The following is a 14,055-nucleotide window of genomic DNA, read 5'->3' on the forward strand; positions in this document are numbered from 1 at the left end:
TACATATAAGTAAAGCTCCCTTCAAAATGCTCTATTTATATGTCTGTTTTCTCTATTTTTCAGGTCTTTATATCTTCTATTTTTACACTTCTTGTAAAATGCTAAATAAACAGAAGAAAGCAGCCTACTCATGGCTGCTCAACCGTCTTGTTTTTTATATTATACCATAGCTTCTAAACAAAATCCTTCTTTTTGCTAAAAGGTTATTTTCTGACCGGGCTCAAACTCTAAATAGTGAAGTGGGTCCGTACTTAGCACACGTACAATAGAATAACATCCATGTTCCTCTTCAGAAACCATTAATTCCACACCATTTATATTTACAACTTTTTGACTTTCACATTGTGAATAATCGACCGGATACACAAGTTGCTCTGGCATAATTGTATATAAAATCATTGTAGCATTGTCCCTTCTGTACTATCTTCCGCACGAACATCTATTAATTCGTTTAATTTTCGAATCGCATTTCCAATACCGCCGACATCATCTATAAGACCGTACTTTACTGCATCTCCACCAATTACATTCGTCCCAATATCTCGCGTTAAATTTCCTTTCGCAAACATAAGCTCTTTAAAACGATCTTCTGTTACTTTCGAGTGCTTCGTCACAAAACGAATGACTCTTTCTTGCATCTTATCCAAATACTCAAATGTTTGTGGCACACCTATGACAAGACCTGTTAAACGAATTGGATGAATTGTCATCGTCGCAGTTTCCGCAATAAACGAATAGTCAGTAGAAACAGCAATCGGTACACCGATGGAATGTCCCCCACCTAAAACTAGAGATACTGTTGGTTTTGAAAGTGAAGCTACCATTTCAGAAATTGCTAGCCCAGCTTCAACGTCACCTCCAACTGTATTTAATATTAAAAGCAAACCTTCAATTTTCGGATTTTGTTCAATCGCAACAATTTGCGGAATGATATGCTCATATTTTGTTGTTTTATTTTGCGGTGGTAATTGAACATGACCTTCCACTTGTCCGATAATCGTTAAACAATGAATACGTGATTCATTCATCTGTGGTACATTTGTCTGTCCAAGCTGTTGAATTTTTTCAACTATTGAAGCCTCTTTTCCAGCTTCTTTTGGCTCAGCTTCTTTTTCTTCATTTGTATATCGATCACGTTCTGTCATTTCGCATCCCCTTTCACTCGTATATAACTATTATTTCTTAAGTTATAAATTTCATTCGATAGGGTTAAAAAGAAAAAAGATCACCCATAAGGGTGATCTTTTTATACTTCCATAATAATCGGTAAAATCATAGGTTTTCTCTTTGTCTCTTCGTACAAGAACTGTCCTAATAATTCACGAATATTTTGTTTTAACATTGACCATTCAATTGAATATTCTTTAATTGACTGCTCAACAATCATACGTACAATCTCTGTAGATCGTTCAATTAACGCTTCTGATTCACGAACATATACGAAACCACGTGAAATGATTTCTGGACCAGAGATAATTTTCTTTTCATCTTTACCAAGTGTTACAACAACTACTAGTATTCCATCTTGAGATAACATCTTTCTATCTCGAAGAACGATATTACCAACGTCACCTACACCTAATCCATCAATTAAAACATTACCAGCTTGTACTTTACCGACTAAGTTCGCTTCATCGTCACCAAAAGCAATTACATCGCCTTTTTCTACGATAAAGATATTTTCTCTTGTAATACCTACATCTTCAGCTAAATATGCATGTGCTTTTTGCATACGGAACTCACCATGTACGGGTACAAAGTACTTTGGTTTCATTAAATTTAACATTAATTTTAATTCTTCTTGGCTACCGTGACCTGACACGTGAACTTTTCGTTCGCCGTAATAAACAACTTCAGCTCCAGCTCTAAATAACAAATCAATAATTTTTGATACAGATATTTCATTACCCGGAATTGGCGAAGCAGCAATGATAACAGTATCACCTTTACGAATTGAAATTTGTTTATGTGCTTGTTTTGCCATTCTAGATAGAGCAGCCATCGGTTCACCTTGACTACCTGTCGTTAAAATAGCTACCTTTTTCTCTGGGAAGTTGTCTACTTCTTGTAATGAAATAACCATACCTTCTGGAACATCTAAATAACCAAGACGTCTTGCAATGTCTACTACTTTCACCATACTACGTCCTACTACCGCTACTTTTCGCCCTGTTTCAGCAGCTGCATCAAATACTTGTTGAATACGATGTACATTCGATGCAAATGAAGCAACGATAATACGACCTTCTGCACCGTAGAACACTTTAGAGATTTCTACACCAACTTCTTTTTCTGAACCTGTATAGCCTGGGCGCTCTGCGTTTGTACTATCAGATAATAAGCAAAGTACGCCTTCATTTCCGATTTGCGCCATTTTCCCAAGGTCTGCTCCACTATTTCCAATTGGAGTTTGATCGAATTTAAAGTCTCCCGTATATACGACTGCACCTTTTGATGTATGGAAACAAACGCCAACAGAATCCGGAATACTATGTGTCGTTCCGAAGAATGACACCGTTGTAGTGTTAAATTCTACTGTTGAATTTGAATCGATTGTTTTTAGGTCTACACGGCCTAACATGCCCGCTTCACCAAGTTTTTCTTGTATAAGTCCTACTGTTAATTTCGTTGCATAGACTGGAATAGATAATTTACGAAGTACATACACAATTCCACCAATATGATCTTCATGACCGTGAGTAATAAATAAACCTTTTACTCGCTCTTGATTTTCCACTAAATATGTAATATCAGGAATAACGATATCAATTCCAAACATTTCATCTCCCGGGAACATTAACCCTGCATCTACGATAAAGATTTCAGAATCAATTTCAACACAGTACATATTTTTCCCGATTTCACCTACTCCACCAAGAGCAAATACTTTAACAGACTCATTCTCTTTTCTCTTCATGTTGTTGCCTGGTTTAAAAATCTTGCAAACACTGATTTCACTAAAATTGCAGAGACACCAGGGGAAACTCTACAACCACCATATTTTCACCGTCCAAGACGAATGTCCTTACCGTTATGCGATATCATGTCCTTGTTTATTTTTTAAACCAGGTTTCACCTCTCTTTCATTATATAAATCAAATATCTTATTCGATATGATATGAAAATTTAATTAAATTATAATTTTTCCCAATTTTGCTAAGCATACCCGTACTAAGCTACTTAGCCATATTATACCTGATACAAGAAATAGAACACAAGTTAAATCGTGCGAAAGAAAGAGTAAAAGAACGGAATGACAACAAAAGTATCGAACGTATTTCCTTTATATTTACTCCGATTTTATACTCCATATTATTTTTAAGAACTAGCCATACATACGCTAAATTCATTTCATAATAGGAAGTTTCAAGATTTATTTTTCTAGAATCCAACAAAAACACTTACAAAATGGAGTTTTTTTATGAATTACGTCACATTTGAGGGGATTTCTCTAAAAACAGACACCGTAGTTTATTACGTTTATGCCATAATATCTATCATTTTTTGACTCAGTTAAAGGGGTACGATTATTTTCTTATACACATAATGAAGAAGCGATTAATATTCTTATAAGAACACATATAAGTGAGAAAAAGAGGAAAAGATTTGCATATAATAAAAAATGACCTAGTTCTACACTAGGTCATTTTTTATTAACGAGGGATAGATTGCATTACAGATTGTAACGTTACTCTTTCTTCTTCTGTTAATGGAAGAAGTGGTAAACGTACAGAACCTACATCTAATCCAACCATTTGTAACGCTGTTTTTACTGGAGTTGGACTTGGCGCCATAAATAATGAATCAGTTACTCTTACAAGTAATTGATGTAATTTTTGTGCCTTCTTAAATTCTCCTGCTTGAAATGCTGTAATCATTTCTTGCATTTCGTTTCCGATAACATGAGAGGCTACCGAAACGATACCTTTCGCTCCAACTGCCATAGCTGGTAACGTTAAACCGTCATCACCGCTGTATACCGCAAAGTCGTCCGCTGTTTTTTCAATGATTTCTGTCATTGTTAACACATCGCCGCCGGCATCTTTAATAGCAACAATGTTTTCTATTTCTGATAAACGAACAACTGTATCAACGGAGATTTGTACAATAGATCGTCCTGGAACGTTATATAGCATAACCGGAAGCGGCGTGCTTTCAGCAATTGCTTTAAAATGCTGATACATTCCTTCTTGACTCGGTTTGTTATAATACGGTGCTACTAGCATTACTGCATCCACACCAACTTCTGTTGCCTTTTTAGTTAAGTCAATAGAAGCATGCGTATTATTGCTACCTGTTCCAGCGATTACGGGCACTCTTTTATCGACAACAGATACGACATGGCGATATAACGCTACTTTCTCTTCTGAAGTTAATGTAGGAGATTCTCCTGTCGTTCCTCCTACCACGATTGCTGTTGTACCGTTATCAATTAAATAATTTACCAATTTCGTTGTCTTTGCAAAATCGATATTCCCGTTTATATCAAACGGTGTTACCATCGCGGTTGCAATTGTCCCAAAATCTATCATGGTCTCACTCCTTATTGTTCCAGTTGCTTTTCTTTTGAAAGCTCAAACGCACTATGTAATGCATTTACAGCCTCCACTAAATCAGTTTCTTTTACAAGAACCCAAATTGTTGTATGACTATCTGCCGATTGCAGGATTTGAATACCTTTTTCCGCTAAAGCTGTAACGATTTTCGCAGTAACCCCTGGGTATCCTGCCATTCCAGCCCCAACGATAGATACTTTCGCACAATGTTCTGTCACAATTGGCTCATATCCAAGGTTCTGTAATAATTTAACTGCATGACTTGATACATTATCACTCACCGTATATGCTACGCCAGTAGGTGAAATATTAATTAAATCAACACTTATTCCTTCGTTCGCCATCTCTTTAAACACATGTTGTTGCAAATCATATGCCGTTTCTTTTGCAAGCACTTTAATTTGCGTTACGTTTGATACGTGGGCAATGCCTGTAACAGGACGTTCTTCTACATCACGACCTCTTGTAGCACCGTCATATGCTGAAATAAGCGTACCTTCACTATCAGAATACGTAGAACGTACACGAAGTGGCACTTTTGCATGCATCGCAATTTCAACTGCACGTGGATGAACGACTTTCGCACCTTGATAAGCCATGTTACAAATTTCGTTATACGTTACAGTTTGAAGATGACGTGCATCTTTTACAATACGAGGATCCGCAGTCATAACACCTTCTACATCAGTGAATATATCGATGTATTCAGCATGAAGTGCAACACCTAATGCTGAAGCTGAAGTATCACTACCTCCGCGTCCAAGTGTTGTCGTATCACCTTTTTTCGTTTGTCCCTGGAATCCTGTAACGACGATTACATCTACATTTTCTAACTCTTCATGTATACGATCGCAATTCATTTCAATAATCTTTGCATTCGTAAAGTCATCATTCGTTACAAAACCAGCTTGTGCACCATTTAATGCTGCTGCTTTTATACCGTTCTCATTCAACATATTAGAGAAAACAATTGCAGAGATTAACTCTCCACACGATAATAATAAATCTTGCTCACGCTTAGAAATAGTAGATTCCTCTTGATTTACAAGACTTAATAACGTATCCGTTGCATATGGTTCACCTTTACGGCCCATAGCAGATACGACAGTAACTACTTTATAACCAGCAGCTAATGATTTTTTTATATGATGAAGCGCATGCTTACGTCCATTGTCATCACGTACTGATGTGCCACCAAATTTTTGAACAATTATTTTCATATTTTGCACCTTCTCTTAGCCGTTTATACTAATTGTAATTTTACTAAGCGCTCTGCAATTTGAACAGAATTCCATGCAGCGCCTTTTAATAAGTTATCAGATACGACCCAAAGATGGAATCCTTTATCGTTATTTAAATCTTTACGGATTCTTCCAACGAATACTTCGTTTTTACCTACTGCAGTAGCTGGCATTGGATATAACTGCTCTTCTGGATTATCTTGTAGAACAATACCTTCCGCATTTGCAAGTAAGCTCTTTAATTCTGCTACTGTTACGCCTTCTTTTTCTACTTCGATGTAAACAGACTCAGAGTGTCCTGATACAACTGGTAAACGTACACATGTTGCCGCTACTTCTAATTCAGGCATATGCATAATTTTTTTCGTTTCGTTAATCATTTTCATTTCTTCAAACGTAAATCCATTATCTTGGAATTTATCAATCTGTGGAATCGCATTAAAAGCAATTGGGAAATGCTTCTTATCACCTGATACAGGAAGAACATTTGCCTTAACTTCTTCGCCATTTAAGATTGCTTGTGATTGTTCATGCAGTTCTTCAATAGCTGCCGCACCAGCACCTGATACAGCTTGATATGTGGAAACGATTACTCGTTTTAAACCATATTGCTGACGAACTGGCTCAAGAGCTACTACCATTTGAATTGTAGAACAGTTTGGATTTGCAATAATACCATTATGTTCTTTTAAGTCGTTTTCATTTACTTCAGGTACAACAAGTGGCACGTTTTCTGTCATACGGAATGCACTTGTATTATCAACAACAATCGCACCGCGTTTTGCTGCTTCTGGCGCTAATTGTTTCGATACAGATCCACCAGCACTAAATAGTGCAATATCTACTCCTTCAAAGCTTTCAGGAGTTGCCTCTTGAACTGTAAATTCTTCGCCTTTAAATACAAGTTTCTTACCTGCAGATCGTTTAGATGAAAGTAACGTTAATTTCCCGATTGGAAATTCTCGTTTCTCTAAAGTATTTAACATTTGTTCACCAACTGCGCCGGTTGCTCCAACTACAGCGACATGAAAAGTTTTTTGCTTTTCCATCACTATGCCCCTTTCTAGATACCAATCCTTCTATAACTTAGAATCAGAAGGAGTATACAATACCCCTTCTAATCTTAATAACGTTAATTTTATCATATTCTACAGTAAGAATGATGGTTTCATCAAAAATTGTCCGTTTTTTTTCGTTTTTTAATTCATATATCTGAATTTTTCTACGACCACCGGTTGCAATTGCTTTCCTTGCAGCGCTTCTAATACTGTATCTTCCAGTAACTCCATACGAGCTACCATTGAGTTCGGTTTTTTCTCTGGCGCATCTTGACCGAACGGAACGAAGTAGATGTTTTTTGTTGCCATTAGGCGCATGAGATTTACCCCATTTAACCCTAAAGCATCATTCGTCGAAACTGCCAATACGACAGGCTTGCCATTTCTTAGCGTCGCTTTTGCTGCCATTAGTACTGGAGAGTCTGTCATTGCATTTGCAAATTTACTCATAGAATTTCCTGTTAAAGGAGCGATTACCATGCAGTCTAATGGAATTTTAGGTCCAAGTGGCTCTGCTCCAACAATTGAATTAATTGCTTTAAAACCTGTTATTTCTTCAATCTTCTTAATCCACTCTGCTCCTTCTCCAAATCTAGTATTTGTTGATTGAACAGTGTATGAAACAACAGGACGTACTTCTGCTCCTTCAGCAATTAATTTTTCTAAGTGCGGCATAACTTCCTCATACGTACAATGTGAACCTGTAAATCCGAAACCAATTCGTTTCCCCTTCAAACTCATTTCTTTTCCTCCTCCTTTGCGATTGCATCTGCTGCTAATAACTGAGAAAGAACATTTGCTAAGATTTGCCCAGCCGTTTTTGGGGCAACAATACCTGGTAATCCAGGTGCTAGCAATGCTTTGACTCCTCTTTTTTCTGCATATCTAAAGTCGGTACCGCCTGGTTTAGAAGCTAAATCAATCACTAACGTATGAGCTGGCATTTTTGCAATAACATTCGCTGTTACAACGAGGTGCGGAATCGTATTAATTACAATATCGATATTTCCTACTTCTTTCTCTATGTCTTGCATATGAAAAGGAGAAAACATCATTTCTGTAATACGTGCAATATGTTCAGATCGTCTTGCTCCAACTTTGACATGGGCTCCTAATGATTGAAATGCTCTCGCAACACTCATTCCTGTTCTACCAAATCCTAGAACCATTACATTGGACCCATGAATTGTATAGTCGGTATGTTGAATTACCATCATTAATGTACCTTCTACCGTTGGAATAGAATTGTATATTGCTACATCATCACGATCAAATAATTTAACAAGTTTTCGGTTCGTAGTAGATACGAGATTTTCCAAGTAAGGTGTACCAATACCTGAATATATAGTAAAGTGTTCTGGTGTATTTTCAATTTGTTCTTTCGTTATTGAAACTTTTTCATTTGAAAAAATAGTATCTACTTCTCCTTTGGCATTTGTACCGGCAACCGGCAAAATAATTGCGTCTACAGAAGTGAAATCTAAATTTTGTATACTTTCTTTTGCTGCCCCTGTGAAACCATGATCTAACTGATCAAAACCTATCAAAGAAAGTTTCGCATCCAATTCAACTAGCTTACGAATTACTTCTAGCTGCCTTGCATCTCCTCCTATGACAGCAATATGCATCTCAGTCAACATTCCCTAATTCACCTTCTTTTTCTGTCATTTATAAGAAAAGTGCCTACTTTTTCTTTTTCCTCCACATCATATGTAATGTACGAGTTTATGGTGATTGAAAATCCAAATGCACATATGATTTATCAGGTTTCTATGTAGATACAAAAAAAGATGACCAAAATGGCCATCCTTCACTCCGAATTTGAACGATCTATACTATCACAAAGAAGCATATCGTGTCCGACTTTCTTTATTTGACTCCATGCCACCCTTACTTCTTGTGGTTCCTTTTTAAAACCTCCCCACTTCCCTACAGGTATTATAAGTGTTTGTATTTGCCCGTCTTTCTCATTAATCTCTAAATCCATATAACCTAAGACTCCCATTTTTTCCGCTTTTTCTATATCTACAACCTCTTTACCACTTAATTCACTTAATCGCATACACACTCCACTCCCCTAATGAATTTTTCATTTGCATTGTCTATAATTAGTACCTATTCTATATGTATAAAAAAAATAACCTTCTCTCATTTAAAAAGAGAGAAGGTTATTTTTTTTACATCGTAAAAATTGATTATAGTTTTATTCCTTTTGGAAGTTTTCCGTCTGGACTAATAAGTGCTGCAGAGAACTCGTCAGTAAACATATTGCGAATTAATCCGTCCACATTTTCTTTTGTTACAGTGTTTACACTTTCAATAATCTCATCAAGTGAACGATGTTTACGAAGAAGCAATTCATTTTTACCGTTACGGCTCATACGGCTATTTGTACTTTCTAAACTTAACATTAAGTTTCCTTTTAATTGCTCTTTACTATTCATAAGCTCTTTTTCTGTAATACCTGTATTTTTCAATGTCTCTAATGTTTCTTGCATTGTTTCATACAATGTATCTAATTGTTGGCTACCTGTTCCACCGTAAAGTGTTAACATGCCTGTATCTTCATAAGAAGAGTGGTAAGAAAATACTGAGTAAGCTAATCCACGTTGCTCACGTACTTCTTGGAATAAACGGCTACTCATGCTACCGCCTAAAACATTATTTAATACAATTAAGTTATAAATATCTTCGTGTCCCATTTGTAAGCCTTTATATCCTAGACATAAATGAGCTTGTTCCGTTTCTTTTTTACGGGCTACCTTATTGAAATGGAAAATTGGGCTATGTACTTGTTCACGGTTTGTTGTTCCTTCATAACTACCGAAATATTGCTCCACTGTTTGTAAAAATGCTTCATCAATATTTCCTGCGATTGATACAACTACATTTTCAGGTGTATAATGATCTTTTATATATTGACGTAACGTATCACCTGTAAACGTATTAAGCGTTTCTTCTGTTCCTAAAATAGGATATCCAAGTGGATGCGTTTCATATGTTGCTTTCGTTAACATATCATGCACAATATCATCTGGAGCATCTTCGTACATTTTAATTTCTTCACATACGACATTCTTCTCTTTTTTCAGTTCTTCCTCATCAAATGTTGAATTAAAGAACATATCTGCTAAAACATCTAAAGCATATTTAGCATGCTCATCTAATACTTTTGCATAGTAACATGTATATTCTTTTGAAGTAAATGCATTCACTTGACCACCAATGCTATCAAATGATTCTGCAATCTCTCGTGCACTACGTGTTTCTGTCCCTTTAAAGAACATATGCTCTAAAAAGTGAGAAATCCCATTATTTTTTTCATTTTCATTTCTTGATCCCGCATGGATCCAAATACCAATTGCAACCGATCTTACAGTTGGTATATTCTCCATAACTATTCTTACACCATTTTTACAAGTATATTTTTTAATCAAAAACTTTCCTCCTACTGCCAGTTTCTCTAAATAAAACGCTATTATTTAATGATAACAAGTTTAAGGATGAATGTCATGCAAATGTATTTAATCCACACGTTTTTCATCCAGTAATTCAGTTATATTCCCCACTTTATATCCTTGTTCCTTCAATTTTGTAATCATTATATCTAAAGCCTCTGCTGTAGACGAAGTAGGATGCATTAATATGATAGCACCTGGATGTATTTTTCTCATTACTCTCTGCAATAGTACATCCGGCTCAGGTCGCTTCCAATCAATCGTATCTACAGTCCACATAATCGTTCCCATTTGAAAATCATCTGCAATCTTTACGACTTCATCTCGAAAACTTCCACTCGGCGGGGCAAACCATCTTACTTTTTGATTCGTTACTACTTCTATCATTCGATTTGTTTTTTGTAACTGCTCTCGTATTTCATCAGACGATAACGTTTTCATATTTGGATGTGTGTATGAGTGATTTCCAACTTCTTGTTTTGCATCGACAATCATTTTTGCAAATCGCAAATTTTCTTTCACCCAACGTCCTTCTAAAAAGAAAGTGGCCTTCACATCATGCTTTTTCAATATCTCTAATATGCGAGGCAAATACTCATTTCCCCATGCCACATTTATTGTTAATCCTACCATCTTTTTATTTGGATGCCCTCTATAAATTGGAGCTGGTGATAAATCTTCTAAATGAACACTCGGTGAGACTTCTTTGAATTCAAGATATTTTTGATCAAATTCCTTTAGCTTCTTCATATTATTATACGATGCTTCAATATCCACTTGTCTTCCATTATATCCAGGTGTTGCCTTCCATATTTTATCAATCATTGCATTTTGAGGTGCAATCTCATACTGTTTTGCATGCTTTTGAATTTCTTCATGCAAGTTATCTTGCGCAAAAACAGAATAAGAGCCTAAACTGACATATAAAGAAAATATACATATGTATGCCAATATACGAACTTTCATATAAACCCTCCCAAATTAACTATATAAAAACATTTTCTTCTTATCTTTGTTAATTTGAGCGTTATAATGAAAACTATACCTATACCGACATAAAAATATATTGAACATCATGTTTTTTACATAACAAAAAAAGCCAGTTAAACTGGCTTTTACTTATTGCTGCTCTTGTTTGTTTTCTTCTTTAGCAGCTTCTTTTTCTTGCTCTTCTTTTAGCAATACTTTTCTAGATAGATTTACGCGACCTTGCTTGTCAATCTCGATAACTTTAACCGTAATTACGTCACCGATTTTTACAACGTCTTCTACTTTACCTACACGCTCAAGTGCAAGTTCAGAAATGTGAACTAATCCATCTTTACCGCTGAATAATTCAACGAAAGCACCGAATTTCTCAACACGTTTCACTTTTCCTTCGTAGATTTCACCTACTTGTACTTCGCGAACGATATCTTCGATAATTTTCTTAGCTTTGTCGTTCATTTCTTGGTTTATTGAAGAAATGAATACTGTGCCATCTTGCTCGATGTCAATTTTAACGCCAGTTTCTTCAATAATTTTATTGATTTGTTTACCGCTCGGTCCGATAACGTCACGGATTTTATCTGGATTAATTGTCATTGTAATAATCTTTGGAGCGTACGCTGATAATTCAGTGCGTGGCTCTGGAATAACAGATAACATATGATTTAGAATGTGCACACGACCAACTTTCGCTTGTTGTAATGCCTCTTCTAAAATTTCACGAGATAGACCATCGATTTTAATGTCCATTTGTAGTGCAGTTACACCTTGTGCTGTACCTGCTACTTTAAAGTCCATATCACCTAAATGATCTTCCATACCTTGAATATCAGATAAAATTGTGTAATGCTCACCAGTTTTAACTAGACCCATTGCAATACCTGCAACTGGAGCTTTAAGTGGAACACCAGCATCCATCATTGCTAAAGTACTACCACAAATACTTGCTTGTGAAGTAGAACCATTTGATTCTAAAACTTCAGATACAAGACGTACTGTGTATGGAAAATCTTTTTCAGATGGAATTACAGGCTCAAGTGCGCGTTCTCCTAGTGCACCGTGACCGATTTCACGACGACCTGGTCCACGCATTGGTCTTGTTTCACCAACACTAAATGATGGGAAATTGTAATGGTGCATAAAACGTTTTGATTCTTCTACGCCAAGACCATCTAAAATTTGCACATCGCCTAATGCACCTAATGTACAAATACTTAATGCTTGTGTTTGTCCACGAGTGAACAAACCAGAACCGTGTGTACGAGATAAAATACCAACCTCTGATGCTAATGGACGGATTTCGTCACCTTTACGGCCATCTGGACGGATTTTTTCAACTGTAATAAGACGACGTACTTCTTCTTTTACAATTTTATATAAAATCTCATTTACTTGTCCTAATGTATCAGCGTCAGCTTCCTGCGCTTCGTAATGCTCAATAACACGCTTTTTCACTTCGTTAATTGCATCTTCACGTGCATGTTTCTCATGTACTTGAATTGCTGAATGCATATCTTCTTCAGCCATTTCACGTACAGCTTGGTTAAGATCAGCGTCAACTTCATAAAGTTTCACTTCTGATTTCTCTTTACCTACAGCTTGTACAATCTCTTCTTGGAATGCAATTAGACGTTTAATTTCGTCATGACCAAACATAATTGCTTCTAACATTGTTTCTTCAGGTACTTGATCTGCTCCTGCTTCAACCATGTTAATCGCATCTTTCGTACCAGCTACAACTAAGTGGATATCACTTTGTTCTTGCTGTTCTACTGTTGGGTTAATAACGAATTCGCCATTAATACGGCCAACTGTCGCACCAGCGATTGGACCTTCAAATGGAATATCTGAAATCGATAACGCTAATGAAGAACCAAGCATAGCTGCCATTTCAGAAGAACAATCTTGATCAACACTCATTACAATGCTGACAACTTGTACTTCGTTACGGAAGCCATCTGCGAATAGCGGACGAATTGGACGGTCGATTAAACGACTTGCCAAAATTGCTTTTTCACTTGGACGACCTTCACGCTTAATAAAACCGCCAGGAATTTTTCCGACTGCATATAAACGCTCTTCATAGTTTACTGTAAGTGGGAAGAAATCTACATTTTTTGCTTCTTTTGATGCAGTTGCTGTAGATAGAACCGCTGTATCGCCATATCTTACTAATACTGCTCCGTTCGCTTGTTTTGCAAGCTGACCAGTTTCAACTGTTAGCTGGCGACCAGCTAAATCTATCGAGAAGACTTGCTTTTCTTGACTCATTTAAGTACCCCTCTCAATTTAAAGTATTCAATTCTTCTATGTAAATGGATAGTATATCACAATATTCTACCTCTAGTATTGCCTAAAATTAAGTAAGCTATAAAGCGTAGAAGATATATTTTTACCTAACAAAAAAGCGGGAATATTCCCGCTTCTTTGACTATCGACGTAAGCCAAGCTTTGTGATTAATTCACGGTAACGTGTGATATCGCTATTACGAAGGTAAGTTAGTAAGTTACGACGTTTACCAACCATCTTTAATAGACCACGACGTGAATGATGATCTTTCTTGTGAGTACGTAAGTGCTCGTTTAGAGTGTTAATTTGCTCCGTTAGGACAGCAATTTGAACCTCTGGAGAACCAGTATCAGTCTCATGAGTTCTAAATTGTGCAATGATTTCATTTTTACGTTCTTGTGTTAAAGCCATCCTATTTCACCTCCTATTAATTAAACCCCCAATTACCTAGCAAGCGTCGGTGAG

At 36.4% G+C, this 14,055-nt stretch carries 13 protein-coding genes; all 13 read right to left on the reverse strand.

Annotated elements, in window-relative coordinates:
• Positions 1-195: 195 nt before the first annotated feature.
• A complete protein-coding gene (locus tag V6946_RS20010) occupies positions 196-399 on the reverse strand; it encodes a YlzJ-like family protein (RefSeq protein WP_000605036.1) in 204 nt (67 codons plus the stop codon).
• Positions 396-1,145 (reverse strand): translocation-enhancing protein TepA, encoded by a 750-nt coding sequence (gene tepA / locus V6946_RS20015; protein ID WP_000139806.1) that lies wholly within the window; start codon positions 1,143-1,145, stop codon positions 396-398. The genes V6946_RS20010 and tepA overlap by 4 nt, the downstream gene beginning before the upstream one ends.
• Before the next feature lie 101 nt (positions 1,146-1,246).
• A complete protein-coding gene (locus tag V6946_RS20020; RefSeq protein WP_000823096.1) occupies positions 1,247-2,917 on the reverse strand; it encodes a ribonuclease J in 1,671 nt (556 codons plus the stop codon).
• A gap of 736 nt (positions 2,918-3,653) precedes the next feature.
• Entirely contained in the window at positions 3,654-4,532 is an 879-nt protein-coding gene (dapA, locus tag V6946_RS20025) for a 4-hydroxy-tetrahydrodipicolinate synthase (protein WP_000564763.1), read from the reverse strand.
• Positions 4,533-4,543: 11 nt separating this feature from the next.
• Complete coding sequence (gene dapG / locus V6946_RS20030) at positions 4,544-5,776, reverse strand: aspartate kinase (protein WP_000692451.1); 1,233 nt, start codon at positions 5,774-5,776, stop codon at positions 4,544-4,546.
• 23 nt (positions 5,777-5,799) lie between these two features.
• Positions 5,800-6,846, reverse strand: a complete 1,047-nt coding sequence (gene asd, locus V6946_RS20035; protein WP_000414846.1) for an aspartate-semialdehyde dehydrogenase — start codon at positions 6,844-6,846, stop codon at positions 5,800-5,802.
• A gap of 150 nt (positions 6,847-6,996) precedes the next feature.
• Entirely contained in the window at positions 6,997-7,596 is a 600-nt protein-coding gene (dpaB, locus tag V6946_RS20040) for a dipicolinate synthase subunit B (protein WP_000053596.1), read from the reverse strand.
• Entirely contained in the window at positions 7,593-8,495 is a 903-nt protein-coding gene (gene dpaA / locus V6946_RS20045) for a dipicolinic acid synthetase subunit A (protein WP_000954735.1), read from the reverse strand. The genes dpaB and dpaA overlap by 4 nt, the downstream gene beginning before the upstream one ends.
• Before the next feature lie 170 nt (positions 8,496-8,665).
• Positions 8,666-8,917 (reverse strand): YlmC/YmxH family sporulation protein, encoded by a 252-nt coding sequence (locus V6946_RS20050; protein ID WP_001239759.1) that lies wholly within the window; start codon positions 8,915-8,917, stop codon positions 8,666-8,668.
• A gap of 133 nt (positions 8,918-9,050) precedes the next feature.
• Entirely contained in the window at positions 9,051-10,292 is a 1,242-nt protein-coding gene (locus V6946_RS20055; protein WP_000592996.1) for a pitrilysin family protein, read from the reverse strand.
• An 87-nt stretch (positions 10,293-10,379) separates the two neighbouring features.
• Positions 10,380-11,279 (reverse strand): polysaccharide deacetylase family protein, encoded by a 900-nt coding sequence (locus V6946_RS20060; RefSeq protein WP_000868224.1) that lies wholly within the window; start codon positions 11,277-11,279, stop codon positions 10,380-10,382.
• Positions 11,280-11,432: 153 nt separating this feature from the next.
• The gene (pnp, locus tag V6946_RS20065) at positions 11,433-13,571 is read right to left on the reverse strand and encodes a polyribonucleotide nucleotidyltransferase (RefSeq protein WP_000076737.1); all 2,139 of its coding nucleotides are present in this window, start codon (positions 13,569-13,571) and stop codon (positions 11,433-11,435) included.
• A 160-nt stretch (positions 13,572-13,731) separates the two neighbouring features.
• The gene (rpsO, locus tag V6946_RS20070; protein WP_001229392.1) at positions 13,732-14,001 is read right to left on the reverse strand and encodes a 30S ribosomal protein S15; all 270 of its coding nucleotides are present in this window, start codon (positions 13,999-14,001) and stop codon (positions 13,732-13,734) included.
• Positions 14,002-14,055 lie beyond the last annotated feature (54 nt).

The sequence above is a fragment of the Bacillus sp. PPSBB_2 genome, from assembly GCF_045291115.1.
In the GTDB taxonomy this organism is placed as follows: Bacteria; Bacillota; Bacilli; order Bacillales; family Bacillaceae_G; genus Bacillus_A; species Bacillus_A cereus.